The sequence below is a fragment of the Curtobacterium sp. NPDC087082 genome (genome assembly GCF_044745045.1).
In the GTDB taxonomy this organism is placed as follows: domain Bacteria; phylum Actinomycetota; class Actinomycetes; order Actinomycetales; family Microbacteriaceae; genus Curtobacterium.
In genome coordinates this window covers 103643-129887 of the sequence record NZ_JBIUZN010000008.1, presented here as the reverse complement: position 1 = coordinate 129887, position 26245 = coordinate 103643, and the positions used below count along the sequence as shown (strand labels likewise).

Genomic DNA, 26245 nt, shown 5'->3' with positions numbered 1-26245 from the left:
GCCCGGTCACATTCCGAACCCGGAAGCTAAGCCTCTCAGCGCCGATGGTACTGCAAGGGGGACCTTGTGGGAGAGTAGGACGCCGCCGGACTCAACGTTACGAATACCAGGGAACCCCTGACCACCACGTGGTCAGGGGTTTTCTGCGTTTCCCGGCGCGTTATGATCGGCCGACGAACGAAGGGGACCGATGACCGAGCAGCTCGATCGAGCAGCGATCGACCCGGGTCCGGTGTGGCCGGTGTTGACCGATGCGACGAGGTCCGCCCTGCGCGAGATCCTCGTGCACGGTGTGCTCTCCCGTGCCGAGATCGCTCGGTCGCTCGGCCTGTCGCGGGCGAGTCTCACGCGGGCCGTGCGGACGCTCCAGGAGCACGGGTTCGTGATCGAGGTCGGCACGGGGGTGCGTGGTGCTACCGGTCGGCCGTCGGAGCTCCTCCGGACGAGCGAGGGCGTGTGGGAGTTCGTGGGCGTGAAGCTCACGCAGGACCGCCTGTACGCGGCGGTCACGGACCTCGCGGGACGGGTGCTCGCCCTGCACGAGGAAGTGCTGCGCGACGCATCGCCCGACGCGCTCGTGGCCCAGGTCGGCGAGGTCGTCGACCGGCTCCGGGTGGCGTCGCCGGCGATCTGCTCGCTCGGCGTCTCGGTGCCCGGCGACGTGGTCACCCGTGACGGCGTGACCCTGGTCGAGGTGTCGCAGTTCCTCGGCTGGCGCGACGTCCCACTGTCGGACATGCTCGAGCGCCGGACGGGGCTCGTGACCTTCACGGTGAACGACGTCGACGCGCTCACGGCCAAGGAGCACTGGATCGGCGCCGGCGCGGGCGTCACCTCGATGGCACTCGTCACGGTCGGGGCGGGCGTCGGGTTCGGGCTCGTCACGAACGGCGAGGTGTCCGAGGGCGCCCACGGTCGGTTCGGTCGCGTCGGGCACCTGCCCGTGTACGGCGGCGGTCCGGACTGCGGGGTCGGGCACGCGGGCTGCGTGTCGAGCTACCTGCCGAGCTCCATCGTGGCGCGGAACGCCGGCCACGAGGACGCTGGGTACGACGCGGTGGTCGACCTGGCCCGCGCGGGGGACGAGCAGGCGCTCCAGGCCCTCCGCGACGCCGGCACGGCCCTGGGTGTCCTCCTGTCGACGGTGGTGACGCTGGTGGACCCGGAGACCATCGTGCTGACCGGCGACGGCCTGCCCGTGTACGACCTCGCCCGCGCCGAGGTGGACGCGGCGTTCTGGCAGGGCCTCCGCCCGTACGAGCCCGCCGTGACCATCGTCGTGCAGCCGTTCGAGTTCTCCGAGTGGGCGCGTGCGGCCGCGGTCCTCGCGGTCCGCCGACTGCTCCGCTTCTGACTTAGTTACCCGAGTTGACAAACGCCTTCGACGGGCGGGATGCTGGTCCGGTCCACCCGTCGAAGGAGATGTCGTGACCCCTGCTCGTTCCGTGCCCTGGCCCACCGAGGACCTGTCGTTCGGTGGTGACTACAGCCCCGAGCAGTGGCCGCGCTCGGTGTGGGACGAGGACGTCCGACTCATGCGCGAGGCCGGTGTGAACCTCGTCACGGTCGGGGTCTTCTCATGGGGGCTCCTCGAACGGTCACCGGGGGAGTACACCTGGGACTGGCTCGACGCCGTACTCGACCTGCTGCACGACAACGGCATCGCGGTGGACCTCGCGACACCGACCGCCGCCCCGCCGAACTGGCTGCTCACGGCGCACCCCGAGATCCTGCCCGTCGACGCGACCGAACGCCGCGAGCGTCCCGGTGGCCGACTCGGCTGGTGCCCGGCCTCGCCGGTGTTCCGCGAGCACGCGCTCCGGATCGTCGGCGCCCTGGCCGAACGGTACGGGGAGCACCCCGCGGTCCGGCTCTGGCACGTGAGCAACGAGCTCGGCGGCGGGAACGGCCGCTGCTACTGCGATGTCTCGGCAGCCGACTTCCGGCGCTGGCTCCGCGCGCGGTACGACGACGTCGACGCAGCGAACGCCGCGTGGGGCACCGCCTTCTGGGGGCACACCTACACGTCGTTCGACGAGGTCTCCCCGCCGCGCGGCGTCGGTGGGGCCCCGAACCCGGGGCTCGCCCTCGACTTCGAGCGCTACTCGTCGGACGCGCTCCTCGCCCACTTCGAGGCCGAGAAGGCCGTCATCGAGCAGCACTCCGCCGCACCCGTCACGACGAACTTCATGGTGGGCGCCGGTTCCCAGGTCGTCGACTACGCCGAGTGGGCCCGCCACGTCGCGATCCCGGCGAACGACCACTACACGCTGGTCGACGACCCCGACCGTGCCGAGGACCTCGCCGCCGCTGCCGACCGCATGCGCGGGATGACCCGCGACGGCGGTCCGTGGCTGCTCATGGAGCACTCGACCGGGGGCCCGAGCTGGCAGCAGCGGAACCGGGCGAAGGAACCCGGCGAGATCCTCCGCAACTCGCTCGCCCACGTGGCACGCGGGTCGGACGGCGCGCTCTTCTTCCAGTGGCGCGCGTCGACCGCCGGCGCCGAGCAGTTCCACTCCGCGATGGTCCCGCACGCCGGCACCCGGAGCCGCGTCTGGCGCGAGGTCTGCGCCCTCGGCCGCGCACTCCGCGCCCTCGGGCCGGTCCAGGGCGCCCCGGTCGAGCGTGCCCGCGTCGCGATCGTCGTGGACGAGGCGTCCGGCTGGGCGCTCCAGTCCGGGCTGAAGCCGCACCGGGGACTCCGGTACGGGCACGAGCTCCGTGCCTGGCACACCGCGTTCTGGCGCCGCCAGGTCCTGACCGACGTCGTCCCGCTCGACGCCGACCTGTCCGGGTACGACGTCGTGGTGCTTCCGACCCTCTTCGTCGTCGACGACGCGGCCGCGGCGCGGATCAGCGCCGTCGTGGAGCACGGCGCGACGCTCCTGGTGACCTACGCCTCGGGGATCGTGGACGAGACCGCGCGGGTCCGCACCGGTGGCTACCCGGGTGCGTTCCGCGACGTGCTCGGCGTGTGGTCGGAGGAGTTCACCCCGCTGCAGCGCGACGAGCGCGTCCTGCTCGACGACGGCACGGTCGTCACCGACTGGGCGGAGGACGTGGTCGTCGAGGACGCCGACGTCGTCCTCCGGCACGTCGACGGGCCGCTCGCGGGCCGCCCCGCGGTCACACGCCGCGCCGCCGGCGGCGGCGCCTGGTACGTCTCGGCGATGCTCGACGCGGACGGGGTGCAACGGATCGTGGACCGGATCGTCGAGGAGCGAGCGATCGCGCGGACCGTCACCGCGCCTCCAGGCCTGGAGGCAGTGCGTCGCGTCCGGCAGGACGGCACCGGGATCCTGTTCCTCCTGAACCACCGCACCGACGACGTCGTCCTGTCGGCTGCCGGGACCGACCTGCTCGACGGCTCCGGGCACGGCCCGGAGACCGTCGTGCCCGCCGGCGGCGTCCGTGTGCTCCTCGAGGAGGCGACGGCATGACCGTCGTGGACGGCGAGGAGGCGCGGGCAGCCGTGCCCGCGGCGGTGACGCGCGTCCGCGCGCTGCGCGCAGCCGGGGTGGGTGTCGTCGTCGCGACCCGTGTCGACGGCCTGCCCGAGGTGCTGCACTGGGGGCGGGACGTCGGCGAGGTCGTGCCGGAGGACGCGGACGACCTCGTGCTCGCCGTCGCGCGGGCGGTCTCACCGAGCGCGTTCGACGCCCCGTGGCCGGTGACGATCCTGCCCACCGAGCAGGACGGGTGGGAGGGTCGGCCCGGGATCGCCGGACAGGTCGGCGGTCGTCCGCTGGTACCGGTGTGGCGCGACGTCGTGGTGCACGTCGAGGGACAGCTGCTCGTGGTCGACGCCGCGTCGGACGAGGTGGCGCTGCACAGCGAGTTCGCCCTCGACGACGCCGGGGTCCTGCGGGTGCGGCACGCGCTGACGAACAGCGGCACGGCCGACGTCGAGGTGCAGGCGCTCGAAGCGGTGCTGCCGGTGGGGGAGCGTGCCGCCGAGGTGCTCGACCTCGCCGGACGGTGGACCCGCGAGCGGACCCCGCAGCGGCGGGCGATGACCGACGGGGTGCACGTGCGCGAGAGCCGTCGGGGGCGGACCGGGCACGACGCCCCGACCCTCACGGTGCTCGGGACCCCTGGTTTCGACGACAGCACCGGCGAGCTGTGGGCGGTGCACCCGGCGTGGAGCGCGGACTCCGTGCACCGGTACGACCAGCTCGCCGAGGCCCGTCCCGTGCTCGGCGCGGGGGAGCTCCTGCGCGCGGGCGAGGTCGTGCTCCGTCCGGGCGAGACGTTCACCACGCCCGACACCGTCTTCGTCTGGACCGACGCCGGGCTCGACGGGGTCGCCGCCCGCCTCCACGACTCCCTCCGCGCGCGCCCCGGGCACCCACGGACCCCGCGTCCCGTCGTGCTGAACACCTGGGAGGCCGTCTACTACCGGCAGGAGCTGGAGCCGCTGCTCGCACTCGCGCGGGTCGCTGCGGACGTCGGTGTCGAACGGTTCGTCCTCGACGACGGCTGGTTCACCGGACGCCGCTCCGACACCACGGCCCTCGGCGACTGGACGGTCGACGCCGACGTCTGGCCGCAGGGCCTCGGCCCGCTCGTCGCCGGTGTCCGAGCGCTCGGCATGGACTTCGGGCTGTGGTTCGAGCCGGAGATGGTGAGCCCGGTGTCCGAGCTCGCGGTCGACCACCCGGACTGGCTCCTGCAGGACCCCGGGCGCACCCGGACGTGGCGGCACCAGTACGTGCTCGACCTCGCCCGCGCGGACGTCCGCGAGCACGTGCTCGACCGGATGTCGGCGGTGATCGGCGCGCACCACGTCGACTTCGTGAAGTGGGACCAGAACCGCGACGTCGTGCAGACCGTGCACGCCGGCCGGGTCGGCCTCGACGCGCACACCCGTGGCGCCTACGCGGTGATGGACGAGCTCCGTCGCCGACACCCCTGGCTCGAGATCGAGGCGTGCGCGTCCGGCGGCGCCCGGGTCGACCTGGGCGTCCTCGAACGCACCGACCGGGTGTGGGCCTCGGACTCGAACGACGCGATGGAACGGCTGCCGATCCAGCGGTGGACCGAGCTCCTGCTGCCGCTCGAGCTCATCGGGTCGCACGTCGGCCCGGAGGTGTCGCACACCACCGGGCGGCACCTCGACCTCGACTTCCGGATGGCGGTGTCGCTCTTCGGCAGCGCCGGCATCGAGACCGACGTCACCCGGTGCAGCCCCGCGGAGCTCGACCGGCTGCGGGAGTGGACCGCGCTCTACAAGCGGGAGCGGGGACTGCTGCACTCCGGGCGGCTGCACCACGTCGAGCTCGGGGACCCCGGGCTCGCGACGACGGCGGTCGTCGCGCGCGATCGGTCGCGCGCCCTCGTACGGATCGCCCGGACCGTGACGGGTCCGCGGTCCCTGGCCGTGCCGCTGCGCCTGCGCGGACTCGACCGGGAGCGCCGGTACCGGGTCGCGCCGGTGACCGGGCTGCGGGTGCCGAAGGGGGTCGACGTGACCCGGACGCCGTGGATCGAGCGGGGGAGCGTCGAGCTGTCCGGCGCGGTGCTCGAGGACGTGGGGGTGCGGCTGCCCGCGCTGGCCCCGGGGACCGCGCTCGTGCTCGAGGTGCAGGCGACCGGCTGACCGGGGCGGACGGGCCGGGCCCGCGCCCGGCCCGTCCACGCCTCAGGGCAGGAGGTCGCCCGCGTGCCGGAGCACCAGGGGCCCGGCCAACGCCTCCACGTCGATGCCCGCCGCGCGCGTGACCTCGAACACCGCCGACTCGCCGGGCAGCAGCGACACCAGCCCCTCGTCGACCCGGGCCGTGGCGACCACCCGGTCCGGGAACAGCGCGAGGTCCCGCACGTACGCCGTCGCCGTGACCTCGACCCGTGCACCGTCGGTGGTCGCGACGGCCTCGACGGTGAACGGCCGGCGCGCCAGCCGCTGGCCGACGACGTCGGCGAAGTCGTGCACGCTGCGGCCCGACGCCGACCCGGTGACCACGAGCACCTCGACCGCGGGGTCGTCCGGCCTGCCGACCTCGGCGGGGAGCGTGATCCGGACCGCGTCCGCCGGGTCGACCGAGACGGTCGCCGTGGTCGTCGCGAGCACCGTGCCGTCGAACGCGCGGCGCTCGACGACGACCTCGTCGGTGACGGGCGCACCGCCGGCGTTCACGACGACGACGTCCAGCCCCGCGGCGTCCCGGGCGGCTGCGGCAGCGGCGACCTCGGCGGCCGGAGCCCACGGGTGCGGTTCCGGCACGGGCGTCGGCTGCACGGTCGAGAGGACGGGCCGGTAGGCCTGTCGGACCGCGTACCAGACCGGCTTCCGGTGCCCGGCGTGGTCGACGAGTGCCCAGGACACCACGGGCCAGTCGTCGTTGAGCTGCCAGACGACCATGCCGGTGTTGTCCGGCGTGCGGGACCGGAACCACTCCATGCCGAAGCGGATCGCGTGCGCCTGGTTGAGCTGCGCGGCCCAGTGCCAGTCCTCGATGGTCGTCGGCGCCGGGAGGTGCCCGCGCATGCCGTCGGCGAGCTTCCGGTTGCCCTCGTGCGCCTTCTGGTGCACGAGCATCTCGTGGCCGTCCGGGTCGAGCGGCTCGTCGTGCACCACCGCGGTGAGGGTCGACCACGCGGGCGGCCCCTGGAACCCGAACTCGGCGACGAACCGCGGCTGCCAGTCGGCGTAGGAGCGGTAGTCGAGCCGGTTCCAGACGTCCCAGATGTGCACGCTGCCGTTCCGCTCGTCGTTCGGCGTCAGGTACTCGTCGAACGAGAACGGGCTCCCGGGGGTGTACGGCCGGGTCGGGTCGAGCTCCGCGACGATCGCGGGCAGCAGGGAACGGTAGTACCCGTTGCCCCAGGTGCGACCGACGAGCGACGGCCGCCACCCCCACTCGGCGTACGCCACGAGGTTCTCGTTGTTGCCGTTCCACACCACGAGCGAGGGGTGGGGACTGAGGCGGGTGACGGCCTCGCGGACCTCGGGCTCGACCTCGTCGGCCAGCCAGGGTTCCTCGGCGTAGGCGGCGCAGGCGAACAAGAAGTCCTGCCAGACGAGGATCCCGAGCTCGTCGCACCGGTCGTACAGGTCGTCGGACTCGTAGATCCCGCCGCCCCAGATCCGGAGCAGGTTGACGTTCGCCTCGACCGCGTCGTCGATCCGCTCGGCGTAGCGCTCGGCCGTCATCTCGGTGAGGTACGCGTGGTCCGGGATCCAGTTCGCCCCGCGCACGATGACGGGCCGGTCGTTGACGCGCAGGAGGAACGGCGCGCCACCGGCGTCGGCAGCCGTGTCGAGGGTGACGGTCCGGAACCCCACCCGGCCGGTCCAGACGTCGTCGCCGACCTCGACCCGGACGTCGTACAGGGGCTGGCCACCGTGGCCGCGCGGCCACCAGACGGCGACCTCGGGGACCTCGAGCCGCACGACGGCGGAGCCGGTCGTGCGGTCCGGGCCGGTCGCGACGGGGCGCGCGCCGACGACCCGGCCGGCGGGGTCGGTGGGGCGGACGGGAGGCGCGGTGTCGGAACCGGGGTGCGCTGCGGACGCGTGGTGCGGGGCCAGGGTGATCCGGGCCTCCAGTCCGGCACCCGTGTCACCACCTGCGGACGCGACGGGCGCGCTGCCGATGGCCTGCGAGAAGGCGCCGGAGGAGCCGACGAACTCGACGTCGACGTGCGCCGTGAGCACGCCGGTGGTGCCGTCGACGTCGACGAGGGGGCGGACGGCCGCGATGCGGACGCCGCTCCAGGACTCGATGCCGATCGACTTCCAGATGCCGCTCGTCGCGACGTCGACGCCCCAGTCCCAGCCGAAGTTCGACGCGTTCTTCCGGAGCGCGTTGTAGGGGTGGTGGTTGACGTGCGGGAGCTCGCCGCCGTGCAGCTCGGAGAGCCGGACGGCCGCGGGCACGGGCGCGTCGAACGTGACGACGAGCTCGTTCGCGCCCGGTCGGAGCAGGTGTCCGACGGGGAATCGGTACGAGCGGTGCTGGTTCGCGGTGGTGCCGACGACGATGCCGTTGAGCTCGATCGTCGCGAGCGTGTCGAGTCCGTCGGCGACGAGGTCGTGGCGGCGCTCCCCGGTGCCGCCGGCCCAGTCGAACGTCCGCCGGTACCGCCAGACCGTGTCGCCGATCCACTGCGTCGCGGCCTCGCCGTCACCGTCGAAGGGATCGGGGATCCTGCCGGCGCGGAGCAGGTCGGTGTGCACGCAGCCGGGCACCACCGCCTGCACCGGGTCGCGGTGGGCATCGGCCTCCGGTGGACCGGCCACCGCCTCGAGGGTCCAGTGGCCGTCCAGTGTCGTGCGCTCCATCGCGCCTCCTCACGTCGTCGTGCAAGCTCTTGACCGGGTTAGTTTAGCCGTGTAACAATCGCGGTCACAACGACCAGGCCTGCGACGGAGCAGACCGAGAGGACAACGATGTCAACACCAAACCGTTCCCGGCGGCTCGCCATCGCGGCCGCGGCCATCCTCACCACCGCGGGACTCGCCCTCACCGGCTGCAGCTCGAGCGGGACCGCGGCGTCGTCCGACTCCGCGTCGACCCTGATCGCGTACACCGGACAGTCCGGCGACTACCAGATCAACTACAACCCCTGGTCGCCGTCGAACATCGGTGGCGTCGGGACGATCTACGAGGGCCTGTTCTTCATCACGAACGTGAACACGAAGGACCCGAAGCCGCTGCTCGGCAAGAGCTACGAATGGAACGCCGACGGCACCCAGCTGAGCATCACGCTCCGCGACGACGCGAAGTGGAGCGACGGGAAGCCCTTCACGGCGAAGGACGTCGTGTTCACCCTCGACATGCTCAAGAAGTACAAGGCGCTCAACTCCATCGGGTACGACGGCACCGCGAAGGCCGAGGGGGACGACAAGGTCGTCGTGTCCTTCGCGAAGCCGTCCTTCGTGCTCGGCCCGAACCTGCTCGGCAAGACCTGGATCGTGCCGGAGCACCTCTGGAAGGACATCGACCCGACCACGGACGTCGTGCGCAAGCCCGTCGGGACGGGCCCGTACACGCTCGGCACGTTCAAGGCGCAGGCCTTCACTCTCGAGGCGAACAAGGACTACTGGGGCGGTGCCCCGGCCGTGAAGACGATCCGCTACCTGTCGCTCTCCGGCAACACCGCGGGTGCCGACGCCCTGTCGCAGGGCTCGATCGACTGGCAGACCGGCCCCGTCCCGAACATGGACGACATCCCCGGCCACTACCAGGGCTACGACGGCATCACCGTCGGCCAGAACCAGATGGCCCTGCTGACCTGCTCGTCGACGGCGCTCGGCTGCTCGGGCCCGCAGACCGACCCTGCCGTGCGGCACGCCATCGCCGACGCGATCAACCGCAAGCAGCTCAACTCCCTCGCGTTCTCGAACACCGCCAGCGAGATCTCGCCGACGTTCGCCCTGACGACGACGCAGAAGGACATGATCTCGAAGGACGTCTCGCCGGCCGTGATGCCGTCCGGTGCCGACACCGACGCGGCAGCCTCGACGCTCGAGGACGCCGGGTACGCCAAGGGTGCCGACGGCATCTACGCGAAGGACGGCAAGAAGCTGTCCCTGACGGTCGAGGTCGTCACCGGCTGGACCGACTACATCACCGCGATCGACACGATGACGCAGCAGCTCAAGGCCGCCGGCATCGAGCTCAAGGCACAGCAGTCGTCGTGGAACGAGTGGACCGACAAGAAGACCAAGGGCAACTACCAGCTCGCGATCGACTCGCTCGGCCAGGGCCCGACCGCGAACCCGTACTACCTCTACAACAACTACTACTCGACCGCGAACACCGCGAAGGTCGGCGAGGCGGCCCCGATGAACATCGCGCGCTACAGCAACCCCGAGGTCGACGCCGCGCTGCAGAAGCTCGCGACGATCAACCCGGAGGACACCGCGGCGACCCAGCCCGAACTCGACGTCATCCAGCAGCACGTCGTCGAGGACATGCCGTACATCCCGATCATGACCGGCGGCACGACGAGCGAGTTCCACGCCGCGAAGTTCACCGGCTGGCCGACGAAGGACGACCTGTACGCGTTCCCGGCGGTCTGGGCGAGCCCGGACAACGCCGAGATCTTCAAGGCCCTCAAGCCCGCCAAGGGCTGAGGCGAGGACTGCGACCGAGGAGCGCTCGTATGCACTACTTCCTGCGCAAGATCGGCTTCTACATCGTGGCCCTCTGGGCGGCGTTGACGCTGAACTTCATCATCCCCAGGCTCCTGCCCGGGAACCCCGTGGACATCCTGCTCGCCAAGCTCCAGCAGCGCGGCGGGCAGGTGACCCCGGCGACCCGGCAGGCGTACGAGCTGCTCCTCGGTGGCAACTCCTCGGAACCGATCCTCGCCCAGTACGGCCAGTACCTGGGCAACGTGTTCCGCGGTGACCTCGGGGTGTCGGTGAGCTACTTCCCGGCACCGGTGACCGAGGTCATCGGGAGCTCCCTCCCGTGGACGATCGCCCTCGTCGGCATCGCCACCGTGCTCGCCGCCGTCATCGGGGTCGCCCTCGGCGCTTTCGTCGGGTGGCGACCGGGCACCTGGCTCGACTCGTTCGTGCCGGCCACCACCCTGCTCGCCGCGGTGCCGTACTTCTGGCTCGCGCTGATCCTCGTGTACTTCTTCGCGACCGGACTGCACCTGTTCCCGGCCCAGGGCGGCTACGACGTCGTCCTCACACCGGGGTTCAACGGCGAGTTCCTCATGTCGGCGATCAAGTACGGCGTGCTGCCCGCCGCGACGATCGTGCTCGCCTCGCTCGGCGGCTGGTTGCTCGGGATGCGCAACATGATGGTGTCCACGCTGTCCGAGGACTACATCACCACGGCGCTCGCGAAGGGCCTGCCGCACGGCAAGGTCCTCCGCAACTACGCCGCCCGCAACGCCGTGCTGCCGTCGGTCGCCGGGTTCGCGATCTCCCTCGGGTTCATCGTGTCCGGGTCCGTCGTCACCGAGCAGGTGTTCTCGTACCCCGGCATCGGGTCGAAGCTCCTGTCCGCGGTGACGAACAACGACTACGCGCTCATGCAGGGCATCTTCCTGTTCATCACCCTGGCGGTCCTCGGCGCGAACCTCGTCGTCGACCTGCTCTACGGGCTCATCGACCCGCGCACCCGGGCCCGGAGCTAGGAGGACACGACCATGACCAACATCCAACAGGAGACCGAACCCACCATCGGCGCCCTCACCGAGGAGGTCGAGGCCGATTCCACCCGGAGCATCGCGACCGCTCGTCGTGGCCGGCCGAAGGGCGGCGTCCGCCGGTTCCTCCCCACGCTGACGCCGTGGCTCGTCACGGGCATCGTGCTCATCGTCGGCGTCGCCCTGTTCGGGCTGCTCGGCCCGCTGCTCGTCGGCGACCCGAGCGCCATCCGCGACTCGGGCATGCAGCCGCCGAGCGCCGACAACCTGCTCGGGACGACGCAGACCGGGCAGGACGTGCTCGCCCAGCTCGCGTTCGCCACCCGGGGCAGCCTGCAGATCGGCCTCATCGTCGGTGTCCTCGCCACGGTGCTGTCGGCGTTCTTCGGCATCCTCGGCGCGTACCTCGGCGGGATCATGGACGAGGCGTTCTCGCTCTTCTCGAACGTGTTCCTCGTGATCCCGGGCCTGCCGCTCGTCATCGTCATCTCCGGCCTCGTCCCGCAGGAGGCCCGAGGCCTCTGGACCATCGCCATCGTCCTCGCGATCACGTCGTGGGCCGGGTCCGCCCGGGTCCTCCGCGCGCAGACGATGTCGATCCGGAACCGCGACTACGTGTCCGCCGCGCGGGTCGCCGGGGAACGACCGTGGCGGGTCATCGCGGTGGAGATCCTGCCGAACCTGCTGCCGGTGCTCGCGTCGCAGTTCGTGTTCGCCGTCATCGCCGCGATCCTCGGCGAGGCCGGGCTGTCCTTCCTCGGCCTCGGCGCCTCGAACTCGTCGACGCTCGGCACGATGCTCTTCTACGCGCAGAACGGCTTCGCACTCGCCCAGGGCGCCTGGTGGTGGTTCGTCCCGCCGGGGCTCCTCATCGCACTGCTCGGCATGGGCCTCTCCCTCGTCAACTTCTCGATCGACGAGGTCATCAACCCGCGGCTCGCGAACGTGCGGGCGCAGCGACGACGTGAACGTCGCGCCCGTCGTGCGGCCCGCCGTCCCGGCCCAGGAGGCGCGGCTCGCCTCACCGAGACCACCACCGACCGGAAGGGGGTCGCCCGATGACCCGGGACGCCGTCCTCACCATCGACCACCTCGACGTCGTCTACGAGACCGAGCACCCCGTGCACGCCGTCAAGGACGTCTCGCTGACGCTCGCGCCCGGGGAGATCCTCGGGCTGGCCGGGGAGTCCGGCTGCGGCAAGACGACGCTCGCCTACGCCATCACGCGGCTGCACAAGCCACCGGCGAAGGTGACGTCGGGCAGCATCACCTTCCACGACCGGGACGGCAGCGACGTCGACCTGCTCGGCCTCGGCGACGAGCAGCTCCGTGCCGTCCGCTGGTCGAAGCTGTCGATGGTGTTCCAGGGGGCGATGAACGCGCTCAACCCGGTCACCACGATCCGGGCACAGCTCGACGACGCGCTCGTCGAGCACCGCCGCGGCATGCCCCGCAAGGAGCGTCGGGCGATCGCGGAGGACGCACTCCGCCGGGTCGGGGTCGACCCGTCCCGCATCACGGCGTACCCGCACGAACTCTCCGGCGGCATGCGGCAGCGCGTGATGATCGCGATGGCGATGCTGCTCGAGCCGCAGGTCATGATCATGGACGAGCCGACCACCGCGCTCGACGTCGTCGTGCAGCGGGAGATCCTCCGCGAGATCGTCCGCCTGCGCGACGAGCTCGGCTTCGCGGTCGTCTTCATCACGCACGACCTGCCGCTGCTGCTCGAGATCAGCGACCGGATCGCGATCATGCTCCGCGGCGAGGTCGTCGAGTGCGCCACCGCCGACACCATCCAGCACGACCCGCAGCACCCCTACACCCGGCGGCTGCTGCAGTCCTTCCCGAGCCTGTCCGGCGCCCGCGGCGACTTCATCCGCACCGGGGCGAGCATCGACGGCTCGGACCTCGACACCCAGGAGGTCGTCCGATGACCAGTGTGACCGTCAGCCACCTCGGCAAGGACTTCCACACCCGGAAGGGCCTGCGCCGGACCACCCTCCGCGCCGTCGACGACGTGTCGTTCGAGCTCCTGCCCGGACGCACCGTCGCCCTCGTCGGGGAGTCCGGTTCGGGCAAGTCGACGATCGCCCGGATGCTCGCGAAGCTGGAGAGCACCACGCGCGGCTCGATCGACGTCCGGCTCGAGGACGGCACCCCCGTCGTCGGCAGCATGTACCGGCGGCACGTGCAGATGGTGTTCCAGGACCCCTTCGCGTCGCTCAACCCGTTCCACTCGATCGAGCACCACATCGCCCGCCCGCTGCAGCTCCACCACCGTGCGCGCGGCGCCGAGGAGACCGCCGAACGCGTCCGGGAACTGCTCGGCCGCGTGAACCTCGACGAGGACTTCGCGTCCCGCCGCCCGCACGAGCTCTCCGGCGGGCAGCGACAGCGCGTCGCGATCGCCCGGGCCCTCGCACCCGGGGCGCAGGTGCTCATCGCCGACGAGCCCGTGTCGATGCTCGACGTGTCGATCCGGCTCAGCGTGCTCAACCTCATGGGGCGGCTGCAGCGCGAAGACCACCTCGCCGTGCTGTACATCACGCACGACCTCGCCACTGCGCGGCACTTCTCGGACGAGATCCTGGTGCTGTACCGCGGCCGGGTCGTCGAACGGGGACCCTCGGACGCGGTCATCCTCGACCCGCAGCACGACTACACCCGGCTGCTCGCCGAGGCCGCCCCCGACCCGGAGCGCACCGACCGCCGGGTGACCTCGGGACCGGCACTCGACCGCTCCACGATCGACAACACCACCTGCTACGACCACACCCTGGGGGACTGGGTGACGAGTTCGCCGGCACCGGTCGGGGCGGTCCGGGCCGCGACGCCGTGAGTGCGTTCGTCGACTGGGTCACGCCCGGGTTCTCGGCACGGTTCCGGATCGCGTCGGACCGACCGGTCGCCCTGGTGTCGTTCGTGCCGACCGGCGGGGCGCTCGCCGACGGCCCCGACGACCCGCAGCCGCTCGTCGAGCTGACCACCGTCGGCCACGGCAGGTTCCCCGGCGGGTTCCGGCACGTCGACTCCACCATCGGCGCACGGCTCCGGTACGTGTCGCACGACGACGCCCCCGTGTCCGCGGGCGGGACCGGATCAGGGCCCGCGGACACGACCGGGGCGGTGGACGGGACCGACCTGTGGTTCCGGATCGTGCAGGAGGACGCGGCCACGCGCCTCCAGGTCGCGTCCGTGTTCCGCGCGCGCGACGGCGTCGGAGCGTTCCGGACGTGGACCGAGGTGTCGGCGCCGGAGGGCGAGCACGTCGTCGACTTCGTCTCGTCCGTCGCGACCGGGGCGTTCCTGACCGACTCCGGTGCGACGGTCGACGAGCTGTCGTTGACGCACGCCGAGAACGACTGGGCAGCCGAGAGCCGGTGGCGCACCGATCCGCTGCGGTCGATCGGGCTCGCCCGCATCGATCGCGAGGCGCAGCACCACCCGCCCCGCAGCCGCGCCGTCGTGCAGAACCGCGGCTCGTGGTCCACCGGGGAGGCGCTGCCGATCGGTGTGCTGCACGCTGCCGACTTCGCGCTCGTGTGGCAGGTCGAGCACAACGGGCCGTGGCTGTACGAGCTGGGGGAGACCCGACGGCACGCGTACGTGCTGCTGAGCGGACCGACCGACCAGGAGCACCAGTGGAGCGCCGTCGTCGCTCCGGGACAGCCGTTCGTGTCCGCGCCGGTGTCGGTCGGGATCGCCGGCTCGGTCGGCGACGCGTTCGCGGTGCTCACCCGGCAGCGTCGGGCGTTCCGGCACGTGCGCGACGCCGATCGCGCCCTGCCGCTGGTCTTCAACGACTACATGAACACGCTCATGGGCGACCCGACGACCGAGAAGCTCCTGCCGCTCATCGACGCGGCCGCCGACGCCGGTGCCGACCTGTTCTGCATCGACGCCGGCTGGTACGCCGAGGGGCACTGGTGGGACACCGTCGGCGCGTGGGAGCCCGCGGCGTCGCGGTTCCCGACCGGGCTCGGGTCCGTCCTCGACCACATCCGTTCGCGCGGCATGCAGGCCGGGCTCTGGCTCGAACCCGAGGTCATCGGGATCCACTCGCCGTTGGCGTCGTCGTTGCCGTCGTCCGCCTTCGTGCACCACCGCGGGGTGCGGGTCGCGGAGCACGGCCGGCACCTGCTCGACCTGCGCTCGCCGGATGCCCGGGCGCACCTCGACGCGGTCGTCGACCGGCTCGTCGGGACGCTCGGCGTGACGTTCTTCAAGATGGACGACAACACGATGACGGGGCCGTTCGCGGGGCAGCTCGAGCACCAGAGGGCGCTGCTGGACTGGCTCGACGACGTGCAGGCCCGCTACCCGTCGCTCCTCATCGAGAACTGCGCCTCGGGAGCGATGCGCGCCGACTTCGCGATGCTGTCCCGGTTGCACATGCAGTCCACGTCGGACCAGCAGGACCCGGTGCTGTCCGCCACGATCGCCGCCGCAGCGCCCGCGGCGATGCTCCCCGAGCAGGCGGGGAACTGGGCGTACCCGGCGACGTCGATGTCGCCCGATCTCTTCGACCTGTCGCTCGTGAACGGGGTGCTCGGGCGGATGTACCTGTCGGGGTACCTCAACGAGATGTCGACCGCGCAGCTGGGGGTCGTGGCCGCGGCGATCGAGGCGCACCGGACCGTGCTCGCGGACGTCTCGTCGGCGCTGCCGGTGTGGCCGCTCGGGCTGCCCGGGTGGGAGGACACCTGGATCGCGCTCGGCCTCGACGTGCCGGACGGGGACCTGTACCTGTCGGTGTGGGCGTTGCCGGGGGCGTCGTCGTCGGTGTCGTTGCCGCTGCCGGCGCTCGTGGGGCTGCCGGTGGAGGTGTCGCCGCTCTTCCCGACGGCGATCGGGGCCTGGGAGGTCTCGTGGGACGCCGACGCGGGGGTGCTGCACGTCGACCACGGCGGGGCCACCCCGACGGCCCGGGTGTTCCGCGTCCGGCGAGACCCGGGCGTCCGGTCGGGCGGGGCCGGCGCGGGGCGCTGACCGGGGCGGGCGCCGGATGGCAGACGGTGCACGTTCCGGGACGGGGGCGCGGTGCGGGCAGGCGCCGCGCCCTCCCGTCCGGTGGGGCGGAGGTGGGCGCGCGGCGCGGCGCGGTGCGGTGCGGTTCGGTGTGGTGCGGACGGGATCGTGTGGTCGCCTCTGACCGTTCTGGTTCGGGATCCCCGGGGATCGCGAACCGGAACGGTCACGCGCTCAGGAGTCCGGGCGAATCCAGTCCGTGAGGGGCTCGAAGGCCGCCGGCGGCAGGACCTCGTCGGGCTCGGCGGCCCGCACACCGGTGACGATCGTTGCCGCTCCGTACTCCAGGGACCGGCGGACGACGCTGTCGCGCTCGTCGACCACCAGGGTCGTGCGGACCGCCGGGTCCCCACGGTGCTCGGACGTGACCAGGACGGAGTGCCCGACCCCAGCGGAGCATCAGTTCGGGAACGGCCATCCGCACGACCGTGCCGGCGACCGTGTTGAGCTCGAACGAGTCCCCGAACCGGCCGTCGTCGTCGTGCAGGACGCCGTCGCGGTAGGAGACGGTGGGCTGCTCCGATCGGTCGAGCGTCCACGTCTGCCGGGCCTCGTCGATGTCGAGCCGGAACTGCCAGTGCTCCCGCGGTGACTCCTGGTGGACGCCGTCGATGACGGTTCGTCCCCGTCGTCGGAGGGCGGCGAGCTCCTGGGCGACCGCGGGACCGTCGGGGCAGGGTCAGCGCAGCAGGCCGAGCTCCATCGCGCGGGTCACGGCGCGCGTCCGGTCGTTCACGCCGAGCTTCTCGAACACGTGCCCGAGGTGCGTCTTGACGGTGGTCTCGCTGAGGAAGAGCGTGCGGCCGATCGCCGGGTTCGAGTTGCCCTGCGCGACGAGCTGCAGGACCTCGAGCTCGCGCGGTGACAGTGTCGGCCCGGTCGTGGGCTTGCCGGTCGTCCGGCGGACCAGGGCAGCTGCGGCCGAGGGCGCGAGTGCCGTCCCACCGCATGCCGTCGCGCGGAGGCCCGCGAGGATCTCCGACTCCGGCGCCGCCTTGAGCAGGTACCCCGCGGCACCGGCCTCGATCGCGGCGAGGATCTGGTCGTCCGACTCGTAGGTCGTGAGGATGAGCACGCGGACGCCCGGCTCGCGGGCGAGGATCCGCGCGGTCGCGTCGTCGCCGTCGAGGCCGGGCATCCGGAGGTCCATCAGGACGACGTCGGGTCGTTCGGCGAGCGTGATCGCGACCGCCGCCTCGCCGTCGCTCGCATGCCCGACCACCTCGACGTCGTCGGCGTCCTGGAGCAGCGCGACGATGCCGGCGCGGACGATGGGGTGGTCGTCCGCCACGACGACGCGGATCACCGGTGCACCTCCGTCAGTGGTGCGTCGACTGCCGGGAGGCGCGGCTCGGCCCCGGTGGGCAGCGTCACCTCGACGACGGTGCCACGTCCGGCCTCGCTCGTGATCGCGCAGGTGCCGCCGGCGAGGGCGAGCCGCTCGCGCAGGCCCCGCAACCCGTGGCCGGCGGTCGGGAGGGACGCGTCGAAGCCGACGCCGTCGTCCGAGACCCGGAGGCCGACCTGATCGGCTTCCACGTGCAGTGGGACCCGCGCCGTGGCGGCGTGGGCGTGCGCGCGGACGTTGGCCAGTGCCTCCTGGGCGGCGCGGAGCAGCACCACCTGCGCGTCGCGGTCCAGCGCGCAGTCCGCTGCCTCGACCGTGACCGGTATGCCGGTCTCGCGCGTGAACCGCTCACCGAGGCGGTGCAGGGCGGCGCCGAGCCCGTCGCCCGCCACCCCGGCTGCACCCGCCGCGACGAGGGTGCGGGACTCTTCGAGCGCTGCGCGGGCTGACTCCTCGAGGATGGTGAGTCGCTCGTCGAGTCGGTCGACGCGTTCGGCCGCGAGGTCCCCGCGGGCGCGCTCGGTGAGCATGACGATGCCGGCGAGGTTCTGTGCGACGGTGTCGTGGATCTCGCGGGCGAGGCGTTCGCGTTCGCTCGTCACGCCGGCGCTGCGGTGCGCCTCGGCGAGGGAGTCCTCGGTCGCGCGGAGTTCGTCGAGCAGGCGGCGTCGTTCGTCGGAGAGCTCGGCGATCCGGGTGATCCAGAGTCCGAGCGCGCAGGCACCCGCGATGCTGACGCCCTCGATGAGGACCGTGCTGACGAGGTTGTCCGGCCCGCTCGCGATCTGGAGCCCGATCCCCGCGGCGACGCCGATCGCGACCGAGACCACCACCGCCGTCCGTGTCCGGTCGATCTGGCACCACGCGACGGGGAAGAGGATGCACTGCACGAGCGCGGTGCTCGGGACGACCGCGGGGAGTACGAGCGCCGCGAGCACCAGCAGCGGGACGAAGCCGACGGCAGCGCGGGGGACCTCGTAACCGCGCCAGCCGTACGCCGCGTAGGCCACGGCGAGGACGCCGAGCATCGCGAACGCCGGCCAGCGGTCCGCCCACGGGGACCACCCGAGCACGGTGATCACCGTGACGAGGGCGATCGTGACGCCGAACGCCACGTGCAAGCCCCAGTTGCGGTGCGCCGTGATGCGGTCCATGGCCTCAGCATCCCATCGCCCGGATGCCGCCGAGCGGTTTTCCACAGGCCGGATCACGCGTCCTTGCGATTCCACCGGAACGTCAGCAGGCAGGCCACCGTGCCCAGGACCAGCCACGCTGTCAGGACGAGGGCTCCGAGGCCGAGGTGCCACGCGCCTCCTGGCTCGGCGGACGCGAACGCGTCGGGCAGGAAGACCGACCGCATGCCGGACGCCATCCACCGCAGGGGGAAGACGGACGCGACGTTCTGCAGCCAGTCGGGGAGCTGCGTGAAGGGGAGGTAGACGCCGGAGATGAACTGGAGGACCAGGACGATGGGGACGATCGTGGCGGTGGCGCGGCGGCCCTCGCGGGGGAGCGCCGAGATCGCGATGCCGAGGACGCAGCTCGTCGCGACCCCGAGGAGCATGATGCCCGCGAAGTGCGCCCACGCGCCGCCGTCGGTGGGCAGGTCCACGCCGAAGACGAGGCTCGCGATCGCCAGCAGCAGAGCGGTCTGCACGACCGTCGTGACGAGGACCATGCCGATCTTGCCGATGAAGTAGCTCACCACCGGCAACGGCGTGCCGCCCAGACGCTTCAGCGTGCCGTCGCTGCGTTCGCCCGCGATGTCGACGCCGAGGGACTGCGTGCCGGACAACAGGATGCCCGTCGCGACCAGCCCGGGGAGGTAGTACGTGGCGTAGTCCACGCTGACGTTCGGGCCCGCCTGGATGTCCGGCGCGCTGCTGAACGCGACCGAGAACAGCGCCAGCATCACGATGGGGAAGAGGAAGGTGAAGAAGACGGCGTCGGGGGCTCGGAAGTACGAGCGGAGTTCGTAGCCGATGCGGTGCGCGCCGATCGTGGCGGTGTTCGCGGTGGTCGTGTTCGTCGTCGTGGTGCTCATCGGTGGCCGACCATTCCGAGGTAGACGTCCTCGAGGGACGGGCGGATGACTTCGAGGTCGTGCATGGGTTCCGGGGTGCTCCGGATCAGGGCGGTCGGTTCGTTCGTCCGCCGTTCGTGGGGTTCGCCGACGTCGTCACGCCACCTGACGCGTGGGGTGCGGGCCTCGGCGCCGCCGATCTCGTCGATCGGGGCGATGTCGAGCAGCCGGCCGTCGGCGATCACCGCTGCCCGGTCGGCGAGGTGTGCGGCCTCGTCGAGGTAGTGCGTGGTGAGGAGGATCGTCGTGCCCTCGCGCTTGACCTCGTCGATGAGGTCCCAGAAGCGGCGCCGGGCCTCCGGGTCGAAGCCGGTCGTGGGCTCGTCGAGGAAGAGGACCTCGGGGCGGCCGATGATGCCGAGGGCGACGTCGACGCGGCGACGCTGGCCGCCGCTCAGTCTGCTGATGCGGGTGTTGCGCTGCGGCTCGAGCCCGGTCTTCTCGAGGAGTTCCTCGACGCTGCGGTGCCGCGGGTACAAGGTCGTGAAGTGCCGGAGCTGTTCCGCGACGGTGACGTTGGGGGACTCGGCGCTGGTCTGCAGGACGATGCCGAGGCGCGCGTTGTGGCTGCGGCTCGTGCGGGCGGGGTCGTGGCCGAGCACCCGGACGTCACCGTCGGTGCGGGTGCGGTAGCCCTCGAGGATCTCGACCGTGGTGGTCTTGCCGGCGCCGTTCGGGCCGAGGAGCGCGAATGTCTCGCCGCGGGGGATGTCGAAGGAGACGTCGTCCACGGCGCGTTTGCCGGTGGCGTACTGCTTCGTCAGGTGGTGGACCTCGATGGCGGGGGTGTCGGGCATGGGTCCAGCCTGGCCGCTGGATGCGATGAGGGGATCGGCCGGTGCGGTGGTCGTCGCATCCTCCGATCGGAGGATGGCCCGACGGACTGGAGGCGCGGTGCGGCCTGGCCGTGCACCGGTCGTCCACAGGCTGGTTGCGTCCCGCAACGCGCGTGATATGTTGCCGGTGGGGGCGTCGCGGTGGGTGCGACGTCGGAAGGGGGAGACGATGGCCGACCTGCGGGTCTCGTACAGCACGCTCGACGGTGTGTACAACGCCCTGGACTCGGCGACGGAGACGTTCCGCAAGGCTCCGATGCCTTCCGACGGCGGAGCATTCGGCGCCGATGACGTGGCCGCAGCGTTCGCGACGTTCCGTGCCGCGCAGCAGCGATCGGCCGCGTGGCTGGGCGACACCAGTCGCACGCTCGGGCAGTACGCGCACGACACGAAGTTGCTCGTGCAGGACGCCGACGACGACCTCGCGGGCAAGGCCGGGGGTGCGGGATGACGGCCGACCCGCTCGCCGGCGACCCGGCCGCCGTCACGAAGCTCTCCCGCGCACTCGCCGACCGCCAGGACGACCTCCGCACCGGAGCCACAACGGTTGCTCGTGCCGCCGATGACGCAGCCGACTGGGAGGGCGCGTCGAAGGACCGGTTCTCCGCCACCGTCGGCACGATCGCACCCGCAGCACAGCGCATCATCGGTCGACTCGACGCCGCCATCGACGTGCTCGGTACCTACGCCGACGAAGTGCAGCGGATCCAGGACGAGGCCGAGCGCATCCGTGCGTCCCAGTTGACCACCGCCATGGACTCGGCCATCACCGCCCTGTCCCTCTCCGCGGCGAAGCTGGCCGTCTCGGCGAAGGACGCTACCGATGCCGACGCGCGACAGGCTCGCCGGCTGCAGTCCGACGCGGACGACCTCGCAGCGACCGCATCCCGTCTCGATGCCGAGTGGGATGCACTCGTCCGACGACGGGCCACGGCGGACCGTGCTGCGTCGGCCGGGCTGTCCGCCACCGACGTCCTCGGCGTGGCGCCTTCGTACTCGGGGACGCTCGGCAGGATGAGCGACGCCGACTTCCTCGCTGCCGTCGCCGGGATGCCGCCCGAGGTCCTGGCGGCGCAGGACCGGTCGGTCGGTGACCGGCTCGCCGGGATGCCGCCCGAGACCGTGCAGGCGTGGTGGGACGGACTCGGTGGTCGGGGGTCCGCCGGCGAGCACTCGGCGGCGCAGGACGCGCTCATCACGGCGTTGCCGGCGGTGATCGGGAACCTCGACGGGGTGCCCTACTGGGCGCGGGACCAGGCGAACCGGTTGAGCGCGCAGCGTGCCTACGCGCAGGCACAGGACGACCTGCGGGTTGCGAGGAGACGCTACACACGGGCGATCGGTGGCCATGGGCAGGTCGCGGCGGGGCACGCATTGAACGCGGCACTGCTGCGGTACAACAAGCTGAACAACTTCGTGGCCGGCGCGAGGACCGACCTGAACCTCCGGTATCCCCTGCCGCGACAGATGGTGGCCTTCCGCGACGGCCAGCCGCCGTTGGGCGCGTTCTCGGTCGGCGATCTGGACAGCGCGAGCAGCGTCACCTTCCTCGTCCCCGGTATGGGGAGCTCGCTGGCCGACACCACGCAGTACATGCGGACCGGATCGACCGTGCAGCAGTCGCAACAGCAGATGAGCGGCGATGCCAGCGCGTTCGTGACGTGGCTCGGTTACGAGTCACCCCCGAACTTCCTCGCAACCGGTGACACGGCCGTTCTCCATGAGGACTCTGCCCGAGCTGGTGCTGCGACGCTCAGCGCAGACCTGGCTGGTGTCCGCGCCACCAGGCCGGACGTCCAGCTGAACGTCGTGGCCCACTCGTACGGTTCGACGACTGCCGCGCTCGCGCTCGCGAGCGACAGCGCCTTGAACATCCACTCCTTCGTCACGCTCGGATCGGCGGGCATCCCCTCGTCCGTCCCCGACGCCGCAGCGACCCACGCTGCCCACATGTATGCTGCGCAGGCCAACGAGAAGTGGGGTATCGCCGCGTTCGGGCGCACGTTCAGTGACCCGCACCGTGCAGACCCGACACAGGGTTTCGGCGCGACGGAGATGCACACGGATGGAACGAGGACGGTGAACGTACACGACCTCGCCGCCGACCCGGATTCCCGGAACGTCGGGTACCTCGACAGCGGCACGAAGACGCTGTTGGGAACTGCGAAAGCGACGATGCCGTGAACAGCTTGTCGAAGTCGTTCCTCGGGTTCGTCGCCGTGGTCGGCCTGCTCACGACGGCGACGGCCTGTGCTTCGAACGGGGGAGACAAGATGCAACCAGATGAGGCGAAGCAGAACGCCGTGGCGTTCCTGCGAGAGACGATGGGCCACGAGCCGCTCGCATGGCCCGAGGTTCCGGACCCGGTAGCCACGCGGTGCTCCGACGGCGACGACGGGGTCCGGTTCCAGTACCTCGTGACGATCGACCAGAAGACCGATCCGAAGGAACTCGCCACTTCGTTCGAGGAGTTCTGGAGGGCAAAGGGGTTGGACGTGCGACCCTCGCAGGAGGACTTCGGGAAGTACGGCGTCGCGTACTCGGCAACCGCGCGCGCAGACGGGAAGCCCTGGGGATCGTTCCAGTTCAGTCAGCGTGGCATCAGCCTCTACGTCGACTCCCAGTGCGCCGAGGGCTCGCCGGACGACTACGAGGACTGATCGGTGCGGTCGAGAACGATCGGCTCCCAGCGGAAGCGGATCGCGCCGGTGCTCTCCGTGAGCTGTCTGACGATCTCCCTGACGGGATGCACCGGGACGGCTCTGCAGCCCCCGGAGCAAGCCCGAGCCGCGGCCGTGGAACTGCTGCTGAAGACCGAGGCCGCAGTCGACGTGCCGTGGCCGGAGACACCGGAGCCGTCTGCCGAGAGGTGCCCGGGCGGCGTCCGCTTCGGCTACTTCGTGCCGGTGAAGACCGAGACGGATGCCCGATCGGTCGCACAGACGTTCCAGCGCCTGTGGAAGTCCGAGGGGCTGACGGTCGAACCGTCGCAGAAGGACTTCGGCGGCGAGGGCGGGATCCTCTACTCGGCGACGGCCGATGCTGACGGGGCCGCAGGTGCCGCCTACCAGGTGAACGCGACCTCGGTCGTCGTGCGGATCACGTCGCCGTGCGCCAGCGGGTCCGTCGACGACTACGACGAATGACGTGGGTGGTGTGAGCCGCCCGGGCCGAGCCCTCGCGGCGCTCGCCGGTGCTGCCAGCCTCGCGCTCTCCGGGTGCGGGACGACGAGAGCGGGACAGCCCATGACGATCGAAGAGGCACGATCGCAAGCGATCATCGAATTCCGGTCGGTGCTCGAGCTGGCTCCGGACACGTGGCCGCAGGAGGAGCCGAAGGCAGCCGCGTACGACTGTCGAGTCGACGGGGTGCGGGCCGTGCAGTTCGGGTACTACGTCGAGGTGGACGCTCCGGACGATCCTCGAACGCTCGTGGCACGGGCAGGTGAGCACTGGGAGCGCGAGGGCTACGAGTTGTCGAAGACACAGACGGAGATGGACCCGGAGACCGGTCAGGTCTACGCCGTGGTGGCGCGAGCCGATGGCAAGCCCCGTGCTTCGATGGCAGCCACCAAGGTCCGCGCGCACGTCAACGTCGACTCGCGCTGCGTCCTCGGCGACCCGGACGACTACCGGTGACGGCCGGGGAACCCGAGTCCACCGCCGGGGAGAGCGCGACGGCTGACGACCTGCGGCTCACCGCGAGGCTAAGGCCGGCCCCCGGCCGCCGACGCCGTGATGGCGCGCGAACAGCTGGCGTTCGCCCCCGCCGTGTAGCCGGCCCAGTGCCGGACTGGAGGCGCGGGTCGGCGGTGATCCGCGCCTCCAGTCCGACGGATGGTGCATCCCGACCACCGCCACCGGCCCGCTCGCTGGGTGCGGCCGAGCGACGTCCGGTAGACCGGAACGGTGAAGGTCGTAGGAGTCGAACAGTTCGGAGGGCCGGAGGCCCTCGCCGTCCACGAGGTGCCGGAGCCGCACGCTGGTGCGGGATCCGTGCGGATCCGGGTGCGAGCGTTCGCGGTGAACCCGACCGACACCGGTGTGCGCGCCGGTCAGCGGGACAGCTCGCAGGCGGCGCCGCCCTACGTGCCGGGGATGGACGCCGCCGGGGTCATCGACGAGGTCGGACCGGACGTCTCCGGGTGGGAGGTCGGCGACGAGGTCATGGCGATCGCGCTGCCGCTCAGCGCGCACGGGGGCGCGTACGTCGAGGAGCTCGTCGCGCCGGTCGGGTCGTTCACGCGGATCCCTCGGGGGACGTCGCTTCCGCTCGCGTCCACGGTGCCGATGAACGGGCTGACGGCGTTGCAGATCCTCGCGCGGGCGGGGCTCGCTCCGGGGCAGACGCTCGCCGTGACCGGGGCTGCGGGGTTGCTCGGGAACTACGTCGTGCAGCTCGGTGTCGCTGCTGGACTCACCGTCATCGCCGATGCTGCTCCTGCGGACGAAGCGCAGGTCCGGTCGCTCGGGCCGTCGCACATCGTCGCGCGCGGGTCCTCGTTCCCCGTCGCTGTGCGCGAGCTCGTGCCGGACGGGGTCGATGCGCTTGCCGATGCTGCGGTGCAGCGGGCTGCCGTGGTCGACGCCGTGCGCGACGGGGGAGTGTTCCTCGACGTGCGGGGGTGGGAGGGCAACGGGGCTCGTGGGATCCGGTTCGAGCAGATCGCCGTGTTCGCGGAGTACCGGTCGTTCGACAAGCTCGAGCAGCTGCGGCATGCGGTGGAGAGTGGGACGGTGACGCCGCGGGTGGCGGAGGTGCTGCCGGCCTCGCGGGCGGGGGAGGCGCATGAGCGGCTCGAGGCTGGGGGGACGCGGGGGCGGTTGGTGTTGACGTGGTGAGTGCTTCCCGCCTGGGGCCGGATGCCGTCGCGATCAGTTGAGCACACTGATGCCGTCGATGAAGTCGTCGATCTCCGGTTCGATGACGGCGAAGCTCTCCGGAGCGTTCGCGACGGTCGCGATGCGTACGTCGGTGCCACCCGCGCGGAAGACCCACACCACGGCGACTTGCTCGCCGCCCTCGCCGTCGTCGGTCGTGGAAGTGCCGCGGGTGCCGACGCCGAGTCCGCTCGCCTCGCGGCAACGCACCAAGTCCGGGACACGTACGGTGCCGTCCGTGTTGTCGATTCTGAGGAACTCCGTCGCTTGTTGCGCCGGGGCCCGTGCTTCGAGAGGCAGGCCGTCGAGCGTGAGGAACGGGCCGCCTAGCTCACGGAGGAAGAGGTAGAGCGCGGACTCGCCTGAGGTCGGCATCGTTGCGAGGCGTTGCAGCGTCTCCCGGAGCCGGGCGCGGAACTCTCTCGTCGCCACGCTCGCTGCAGCAGCCAACGGTGGGACCTTCGCTGAACAGTTGAACGCGCTCACGCGCGCGCAGAACGCGCCTCTTAGGATGCGCAAGGCCTTCTTGGCTCTCGGATATTTTGAGCATGTCGTGAGCTTCGACACCCGCACTCAGGATGGCGCTTGTCGCTCTCGAGTTGAGCCTTCTGCGGACGCGCATTGTCGGACAACTACACGCCTACTCTCACAGCGAAGAGACACACATTGGCCGTCCGCGACAGCCAAGTGAGGCGATGGCGGTCGTCGGTGTGATACTCGAAGTTACGGCACTGCTCGACACAGATCACTTCAACTCGATGTGCGCAGTTCTTGAACTCGAGGTTGCGCTACTGAGGTCCGCGCGAGCGGCATCGGCCTGGAAGGGCACTGCCCCCACGCCTGGACGACTGAGTCTCGTTAACACGGAGTCTTTCGCAGGGCGGCGTTGTATCGCCTAGGCACCGGTCGACCCGCCAGGAGTGGTGTTGTGGGAACAAACCTTTAGTTTGG

The 26245-nt window shown here is 71.4% G+C and carries 22 protein-coding genes and 1 rRNA gene; 16 read left to right on the top strand and 7 right to left on the bottom strand.

The window, feature by feature from the left end; translation table 11 throughout:
* The 4 genes from rrf to ACIPEP_RS18055 form a co-directional block, all read left to right on the top strand.
* Window positions 1-91 (top strand): 5S ribosomal RNA (rrf, locus tag ACIPEP_RS18070); the annotation flags it as partial.
* Between the two features lie 99 nt (window positions 92-190).
* A complete protein-coding gene (locus tag ACIPEP_RS18065; protein WP_402718038.1) occupies window positions 191-1354 on the top strand; it encodes an ROK family protein in 1164 nt (387 codons plus the stop codon).
* Window positions 1355-1427: 73 nt separating this feature from the next.
* Window positions 1428-3443, top strand: coding sequence for a beta-galactosidase (locus ACIPEP_RS18060; protein WP_402718037.1), 2016 nt, complete (start codon window positions 1428-1430; stop codon window positions 3441-3443).
* Window positions 3440-5602: an alpha-galactosidase gene (locus tag ACIPEP_RS18055; RefSeq protein ID WP_402718036.1), complete on the top strand. Its 2163-nt coding sequence runs from the start codon at window positions 3440-3442 to the stop codon at window positions 5600-5602. The genes ACIPEP_RS18060 and ACIPEP_RS18055 overlap by 4 nt, the downstream gene beginning before the upstream one ends.
* Window positions 5603-5644: 42 nt before the next feature.
* Here the strand turns inward: ACIPEP_RS18055 and ACIPEP_RS18050 are convergent, their stop codons facing one another.
* A complete protein-coding gene (locus ACIPEP_RS18050) occupies window positions 5645-8287 on the bottom strand; it encodes a glycoside hydrolase family 2 protein (protein ID WP_402718035.1) in 2643 nt (880 codons plus the stop codon).
* Window positions 8288-8395: 108 nt separating this feature from the next.
* On the opposite strand from ACIPEP_RS18050, the gene ACIPEP_RS18045 reads away from it, so the two are divergent.
* From ACIPEP_RS18045 to ACIPEP_RS18020, 6 genes are read left to right on the top strand one after another with little or no spacing between them, the layout of a single operon-like run.
* Entirely contained in the window at window positions 8396-10084 is a 1689-nt protein-coding gene (locus ACIPEP_RS18045; RefSeq protein ID WP_071301780.1) for an ABC transporter substrate-binding protein, read from the top strand.
* Window positions 10085-10113: 29 nt separating this feature from the next.
* Window positions 10114-11103: an ABC transporter permease gene (locus ACIPEP_RS18040; protein ID WP_402718034.1), complete on the top strand. Its 990-nt coding sequence runs from the start codon at window positions 10114-10116 to the stop codon at window positions 11101-11103.
* 12 nt (window positions 11104-11115) lie between these two features.
* Window positions 11116-12177 (top strand): ABC transporter permease, encoded by a 1062-nt coding sequence (locus ACIPEP_RS18035; RefSeq protein ID WP_402718033.1) that lies wholly within the window; start codon window positions 11116-11118, stop codon window positions 12175-12177.
* Window positions 12174-13052 carry an ABC transporter ATP-binding protein gene (locus ACIPEP_RS18030; protein ID WP_092387808.1) on the top strand — a complete coding sequence of 293 codons (879 nt, stop codon included), beginning with the start codon at window positions 12174-12176 and terminating at the stop codon, window positions 13050-13052. Before ACIPEP_RS18035 ends, ACIPEP_RS18030 begins: the two co-directional genes overlap by 4 nt.
* Window positions 13049-13957 (top strand): ABC transporter ATP-binding protein, encoded by a 909-nt coding sequence (locus ACIPEP_RS18025; protein ID WP_402718032.1) that lies wholly within the window; start codon window positions 13049-13051, stop codon window positions 13955-13957. The genes ACIPEP_RS18030 and ACIPEP_RS18025 overlap by 4 nt, the downstream gene beginning before the upstream one ends.
* On the top strand, window positions 13954-16107 hold the full coding sequence (locus ACIPEP_RS18020; RefSeq protein WP_402718031.1) for a glycoside hydrolase family 36 protein: 2154 nt from the start codon (window positions 13954-13956) through the stop codon (window positions 16105-16107). The genes ACIPEP_RS18025 and ACIPEP_RS18020 overlap by 4 nt, the downstream gene beginning before the upstream one ends.
* Before the next feature lie 213 nt (window positions 16108-16320).
* Here the strand turns inward: ACIPEP_RS18020 and ACIPEP_RS18015 are convergent, their stop codons facing one another.
* The 5 genes from ACIPEP_RS18015 to ACIPEP_RS17995 all read right to left on the bottom strand — a co-directional run bounded on the left by ACIPEP_RS18015 (window position 16321) and on the right by ACIPEP_RS17995 (window position 20374).
* A complete protein-coding gene (locus ACIPEP_RS18015; RefSeq protein ID WP_402718030.1) occupies window positions 16321-16470 on the bottom strand; it encodes a hypothetical protein in 150 nt (49 codons plus the stop codon).
* 355 nt (window positions 16471-16825) lie between these two features.
* Complete coding sequence (locus ACIPEP_RS18010; RefSeq protein WP_402718029.1) at window positions 16826-17452, bottom strand: response regulator; 627 nt, start codon at window positions 17450-17452, stop codon at window positions 16826-16828.
* Entirely contained in the window at window positions 17449-18648 is a 1200-nt protein-coding gene (locus tag ACIPEP_RS18005) for a sensor histidine kinase (RefSeq protein ID WP_402718028.1), read from the bottom strand. Before ACIPEP_RS18005 ends, ACIPEP_RS18010 begins: the two co-directional genes overlap by 4 nt.
* Window positions 18649-18701: 53 nt before the next feature.
* Window positions 18702-19538 (bottom strand): ABC transporter permease, encoded by an 837-nt coding sequence (locus tag ACIPEP_RS18000; protein WP_402718027.1) that lies wholly within the window; start codon window positions 19536-19538, stop codon window positions 18702-18704.
* The gene (locus ACIPEP_RS17995) at window positions 19535-20374 is read right to left on the bottom strand and encodes an ABC transporter ATP-binding protein (RefSeq protein WP_402718026.1); all 840 of its coding nucleotides are present in this window, start codon (window positions 20372-20374) and stop codon (window positions 19535-19537) included. The genes ACIPEP_RS18000 and ACIPEP_RS17995 overlap by 4 nt, the downstream gene beginning before the upstream one ends.
* 208 nt (window positions 20375-20582) lie before the next feature.
* Between ACIPEP_RS17995 and ACIPEP_RS17990 the strand changes: the two genes are divergently transcribed.
* The 6 genes from ACIPEP_RS17990 (at window position 20583) to ACIPEP_RS17965 (ending at window position 25255) form a co-directional block, all read left to right on the top strand.
* The gene (locus ACIPEP_RS17990) at window positions 20583-20864 is read left to right on the top strand and encodes a hypothetical protein (protein WP_402718025.1); all 282 of its coding nucleotides are present in this window, start codon (window positions 20583-20585) and stop codon (window positions 20862-20864) included.
* The gene (locus tag ACIPEP_RS17985) at window positions 20861-22597 is read left to right on the top strand and encodes an alpha/beta hydrolase (RefSeq protein WP_402718024.1); all 1737 of its coding nucleotides are present in this window, start codon (window positions 20861-20863) and stop codon (window positions 22595-22597) included. Before ACIPEP_RS17990 ends, ACIPEP_RS17985 begins: the two co-directional genes overlap by 4 nt.
* On the top strand, window positions 22594-23073 hold the full coding sequence (locus ACIPEP_RS17980) for a hypothetical protein (RefSeq protein WP_402718023.1): 480 nt from the start codon (window positions 22594-22596) through the stop codon (window positions 23071-23073). Before ACIPEP_RS17985 ends, ACIPEP_RS17980 begins: the two co-directional genes overlap by 4 nt.
* A gap of 135 nt (window positions 23074-23208) precedes the next feature.
* Window positions 23209-23559 carry a hypothetical protein gene (locus ACIPEP_RS17975; protein WP_402718022.1) on the top strand — a complete coding sequence of 117 codons (351 nt, stop codon included), beginning with the start codon at window positions 23209-23211 and terminating at the stop codon, window positions 23557-23559.
* 100 nt (window positions 23560-23659) lie between these two features.
* A complete protein-coding gene (locus tag ACIPEP_RS17970; protein WP_402718021.1) occupies window positions 23660-24052 on the top strand; it encodes a hypothetical protein in 393 nt (130 codons plus the stop codon).
* 270 nt (window positions 24053-24322) lie between these two features.
* On the top strand, window positions 24323-25255 hold the full coding sequence (locus tag ACIPEP_RS17965; protein ID WP_402718020.1) for an NADP-dependent oxidoreductase: 933 nt from the start codon (window positions 24323-24325) through the stop codon (window positions 25253-25255).
* A gap of 33 nt (window positions 25256-25288) precedes the next feature.
* On the opposite strand, the gene ACIPEP_RS17960 is transcribed toward ACIPEP_RS17965, so the two are convergent.
* On the bottom strand, window positions 25289-25861 hold the full coding sequence (locus ACIPEP_RS17960; protein WP_402718019.1) for a hypothetical protein: 573 nt from the start codon (window positions 25859-25861) through the stop codon (window positions 25289-25291).
* Between the last annotated feature and the right edge of the window lie 384 nt (window positions 25862-26245).